Source organism: Streptomyces boluensis, assembly GCF_009908195.1.
Lineage (GTDB): Bacteria > Actinomycetota > Actinomycetes > Streptomycetales > Streptomycetaceae > Streptomyces > Streptomyces boluensis.
Map to the genome: position 1 here is coordinate 1 of NZ_JAAAHS010000490.1, position 4926 is coordinate 4926.

General features: G+C 69.8%; 3 protein-coding genes. 2 read left to right on the plus strand and 1 reads right to left on the minus strand.

Going from position 1 to position 4926, the window contains the following annotated elements; all coding sequences use genetic code 11:
• Positions 1-677 (minus strand): hypothetical protein (locus GUY60_RS34375; protein ID WP_161705102.1); only part of this gene is annotated, 677 nt, incomplete at its 3' end.
• Between the two features lie 230 nt (positions 678-907).
• On the opposite strand from GUY60_RS34375, the gene GUY60_RS34380 reads away from it, so the two are divergent.
• On the plus strand, positions 908-1702 hold the full coding sequence (locus GUY60_RS34380; RefSeq protein WP_161705098.1) for a S1 family peptidase: 795 nt from the start codon (positions 908-910) through the stop codon (positions 1700-1702).
• Between the two features lie 204 nt (positions 1703-1906).
• A partial coding sequence (locus GUY60_RS34385; RefSeq protein ID WP_161705100.1) for an endo-alpha-N-acetylgalactosaminidase family protein occupies positions 1907-4926 on the plus strand: 3020 nt, incomplete at its 3' end.

Genomic DNA, 4926 nt, shown 5'->3' on the forward strand with positions numbered 1-4926 from the left:
GTTTTGAGGGGTGGGCGGCGGGTGTCCTCGCGGGCCAGGGCGAGGCCCTTCTCGTACGCGGTGTACGCCTGGGGGCTGGTGAACCAGATCGACGGGTCCTCGTCGAAGGCAAGGGCTCGCTTGGCCAGTACGTACCCGAACTCCTCCGGGGTGAGGTAGCCGAGCTTCTGTGAGGACACCGCGTCCTCGCGGTACGCGTCGAGCAGGAGCCAGCCGGCGCCGAGGTACGTGGTGGCCGTGTCCGTCAGGATCTCGTTGCCCCGCGTGCCCGGGAAGGACAGGCCGATGCGGTGCAGGTGGACGTGCATGACCTCGTGGGCGAGGGCGGCGCCGATGTCCCTGCGGTGCGTACGGAAGCGGTCGTTCAGCTCGATGAAGTACTCGGGGCCCGCGGCCAGTTCGACATTGGCGGCGTGCTCCATGCCGCGGAAACTCACGATCATGCGGGCGTCCGGAAGGCGCAGGTGCCGCACCATCACGCGCGCCACCCGCTGCACACCCAGGTGCAGGTCGTCCAGGTCGGAGAAGGCCACATCGCCGGGGGCCACGCTCGTGTCGTAGGTGCGCAGGGTGGTGGGGGTCAGCCTGCGGTACAGCGCGTTGACGGCCTCGCGGACCGTGTCCAGGTGGGGGAAGCCGTGCTCGACCGGCCGCCCGCTCGTCCTGCCGTCCGTCACGTCCGCCACCGCCTCTCGGTCGGCCGGAACCTGGTTCGGGTTCCTCAAGGCACTTCCACTGTACGGGGGTTCGTGGCGAAAGGTTCCGTAGGTCCTGACTTGAAACAGACCCTTGCCTACCGACCGTTCGGCCCTCAATAATCCGAGGCACGCGCTTGGCATGCCCATGTCGTACCCCTTCGGTGCGGTCGGTTGTCTCGTGCGTGCAACCCCCCACGAAAGGAAGACAGTTGAAGAACCCATTTGGTTCATTCAAGAGAGCAGCCGCTTTCGGCGCGATCACCCTCGCGGCCGTCAGCCTGCAGCCCCTCTCCTCGGCGCAGGCCTACTCCGACAACGGTGGCCCGTCCACCCGCGTCGTCGGCGGCACCAAGGCCGAGCAGGGCGAATTCCCGTTCATGGTGCGCCTTTCGATGGGCTGTGGCGGCTCCATGTACGCCAAGGACATCGTGCTGACCGCGGCGCACTGTGTCGACGGTTCGGGTGACAACACCTCCATCACCGCCACCGGTGGCGTCGTGGACCTGGAGTCCCCGGACGCGGTCACCGCGAAGTCCACCAAGGTGCTGCAGGCGCCGGGCTACGACGGCACCGGCAAGGACTGGGCGCTGATCAAGCTCGACAAGGAGCTTGACCTGCCCCTCATCAAGGCCGCCGACAGTGACGCGTTCAACAAGGACGAGTTCACCATCGCCGGCTGGGGTGCCGACAAGGAGGGCGGCGAGCAGCAGCGTTACCTGCTGAAGGCCAACGTGCCCTTCGTCGACGACGCCACCTGCAAGAAGGCGTACGACAACCTCGTCGAGGGCGAGGAGCTCTGCGCGGGCATCCTCGACACCGGCGGCGTCGACACCTGCCAGGGTGACTCGGGCGGCCCGATGTTCCGCAAGGACGACTCCGACCAGTGGATCCAGGTCGGCATCGTCAGCTGGGGCGAGGGCTGCGCGCGTCCGGGCAAGCCCGGCGTGTACACCGAGGTGTCCACCTTCGCGGCGGACATAGCCAAGGCGGCCGCCGAGCTCTGAGTCACACCCAGAGTCACACCAGGTCCCTCCGGCCGGCACGGCGGCCGGCCGGGGGGCACCTGACACCTGTGTCTCCGGCTCCAAGGCGCTCCAAGGCGCTCCAAGGTCCTTAAGTCCAACCACTCCCGCACCTTTGTCCATGGGCCCCCTCGCCCCCGCTCCCGCATCGTGACGGCCACGGAAACCGTCCCGAGGAGGAGCGCAGTGCGCGCAGCCAAGCCCCATGGACCGAGTCGTCGCAGTGTCGTCGCAGCCACCGCCGCCGCAGGGGTCGGCGCCGCGCTCGGCGCCCCCGCATCCGCCGCGTCCGCGGCCGGGCAGCGCGAGGGTGAGGGTGAGGCCGTGCTGCGGTCCGCCACCCTCGAAGTCCGCGTCGACACCGCCTTCCCGCGCATCGTCGGCTACACGCACCGCGCCACCGGAGCCGTCCTGCACGGCCAGACGGAACCCGTCACCAGCCTCCTCGTCGACGGCGCCGCGCACACCCCGAAGGTGACCTCCGTACCCGCCGACGACCGCATCACGTACACCCTCACCCTCGACGGCGGCACCGAGATCCACGCCGCGATCGAGGTCGACGGGGACCGCGTGCACTGGCGCGTCACGAAGGTCGCGGACACGGCCGGCCTGCGCGTCGGCACCCTGGACTTCCCCGGCCTCGCCTTCCTCGCGATACGCAGCGACCAGCCGGGCGCCGCGCTGCTCGCCGCCCGGATCGAACTCGACAAGGCGAAAAGCGGCGACACCCTCGTCCGCGTCACCCCGGACACCCCGGCCGAGGCGGTGAAGGGCTGCGCGTACGCGGTCGTCGCGCACGACAAGCTCGGCGGGGCTGTCGAGACCAACACCGTGTACGACAAGCCCACTTCGGACGCCGGGACCACCTGGGAGAACGGCCGCCTCAAGCGCAGTACGGCCAAGTCGGGGGCGCACGTCGAGGCGCGGCTCGCGCTCGGCCAGTTCACGCACCGCGCCGCCACCGCACCCGTCGACGCCACCGAGCCCCTCCCGTATGCCACCGTGATCGTCACCGGTGACCGCAACGGGGACGGCAAGGTCGACTGGCAGGACGCCGCCATCGCGTTCCGGGACGTGATGGTGATGCCGCTCGGCGCGGCCGGACAGCACCTGCGGGTCGTCCCGCACATCCCGTTCAACTTCGCCTCGCAGGCCACCAACCCGTTCCTGCTCACCCTCGACCACGTCAAGCGGATCTCCCTGGCCACCGACGGGCTGCGCCAGTACACCCTGCTCAAGGGCTACCAGTCCGAGGGCCACGACTCCGCGCACCCCGACTACGCGGGCAACCACAACAAGCGCGCCGGTGGCCTCGACGACCTCAACACCCTGGTCAGGGAGGGCAAGAAGTGGGGCAGCGACTTCGGGGTGCACGTCAACGCCACCGAGTCGTACCCGGTCGCCAACTCCTTCTCCGAGACCCTCGTCGACAAGACCAACGAGCAGTGGGACTGGCTCGACCAGAGCTACCGCATCGACGCCCGCCGCGACCTGGTCTCCGGTGACATCGTGAAGCGTTTCGCCGACCTGCGCGCCGAGACGGACGAGGCCCTCAACACCCTCTACATCGACGTGTTCCGCGAGTCCGGCTGGAACTCCGACCGGCTCCAGCGCGCCCTGCGCGAACAGGGCTGGCACGTGACGACGGAGTGGGGCCACGGCCTGGAGCGCTCCTCGCTCTGGTCCCACTGGGCGACCGAGACCGACTACGGCCCGGACACGTCCCGAGGCATCAACTCACAGCTCATCCGCTTCGTCCGCAACGACCACAAGGACGTCTTCGTCGACAAGTGGCCCACGCTGCTCGGCATCCCGCGCACCGGCAACTTCGAGGGCTGGGTCGGCAAGACCGACTGGAGCGTGTTCTACGACCAGATCTGGACGGACTCGCTGCCCGCCAAGTACCTCCAGGCGTACCCCATCAAGACCTGGACCGAGCACGAGATCACGCTTTTCGGGGACACGGCGACGAAGGTCTCCGACGCGAGCGGCAAGCGCGTCATCAGCACCGACGGCCGGGTCGTGTACGACGACGGCAGCTACCTGTTGCCCTGGGAGCCGAAGCAGGCCCTCGACCCGCCGAAGCTCTACCACTACGCCCCGAAGTCCGGCTCCAGCACCTGGCAACTACCGCGCGGCTGGGTGGAGTTGACGAAGGTGGCCCGGTACCGGCTCACCGACCAGGGCCGGGTGTACGAGGGCGACGTACCGGTCGCGAGCGGCGGCAAGGTGACCCTGAAGGCCGAGGCGAAGCAGCCGTACGTCCTGTACCGGGAGAAGGTCGCGGCGCCCGCCGACCCCGACTGGGGTCAGGCCACGCCGCTGCACGACCCGGGCTTCAACTCCGGTTCCCTGGACGGCTGGACGGTGTCCGGGCCCGCGTCCGTGGAGCTCAGCGCAGTCGGCGACCACGAACTCCTGATCGGCGCGGGCGCCGCCGCCACGGTCGGCCAGCGCCTCACCCGCCTCACCCCCGGCACGTACGCCGCGTCCGCGCAGGTCGAGGTCGGCGCGAAGGCGGGGGAGCGGCGCAAGGCGTCCCTCGACGTACGCACCGCCGACGGTGTGACCGCCACGAACTTCACGCACACCTCCACGGCCGAGAACTTCGTCGCCGCCGACCGCAAGCACGGCACCCGCTTCCAGCGCATGTTCACGTACTTCTCCGTGCCGGAGGGTGGCGGCCCCGTCGAGCTATCCCTGCGCGCCGAGGAGGGCAAGGCGCGGGTGCGCTTCGACAACGTCCGCGTCGTCCCCGCCCAGCGCACCCCTCTGCCCGAAGGCGCCCTGGCCTTCGAGGACTTCGAGCACGTACCGCAGGGCTGGGGCGTCTTCGTCAAGGGCGACGCGGGCGGCGCCAACGACCCGCGCACCCACATCGCCCAGCGGCACGCCCCGTTCACCCAGCGCGGCTGGAACGGCAAGGCGATCGACGACGTCGTGGACGGCACGGAGTCCCTGAAGTCCCGAGGCGAGAACGAGGGCCTCGTCCACCGCACGGTCCCGCACACGGTCCGGTTCGCGGCCGGTCGACGGTACCGGGTGTCGTTCCGGTACGAGAATGAGAAGGCGGGGCAGTACGTGTGGGTCACGGCGGTGGACGCGCCGGGTACGCGGGAGTTGTCCCGCACCCCGATGCCGGTGGCTCTCGAACCTGCGGTCCACGCCTACGAGTTCAGCGCTCCGGGGGAGGGGGAGGTGTGGGT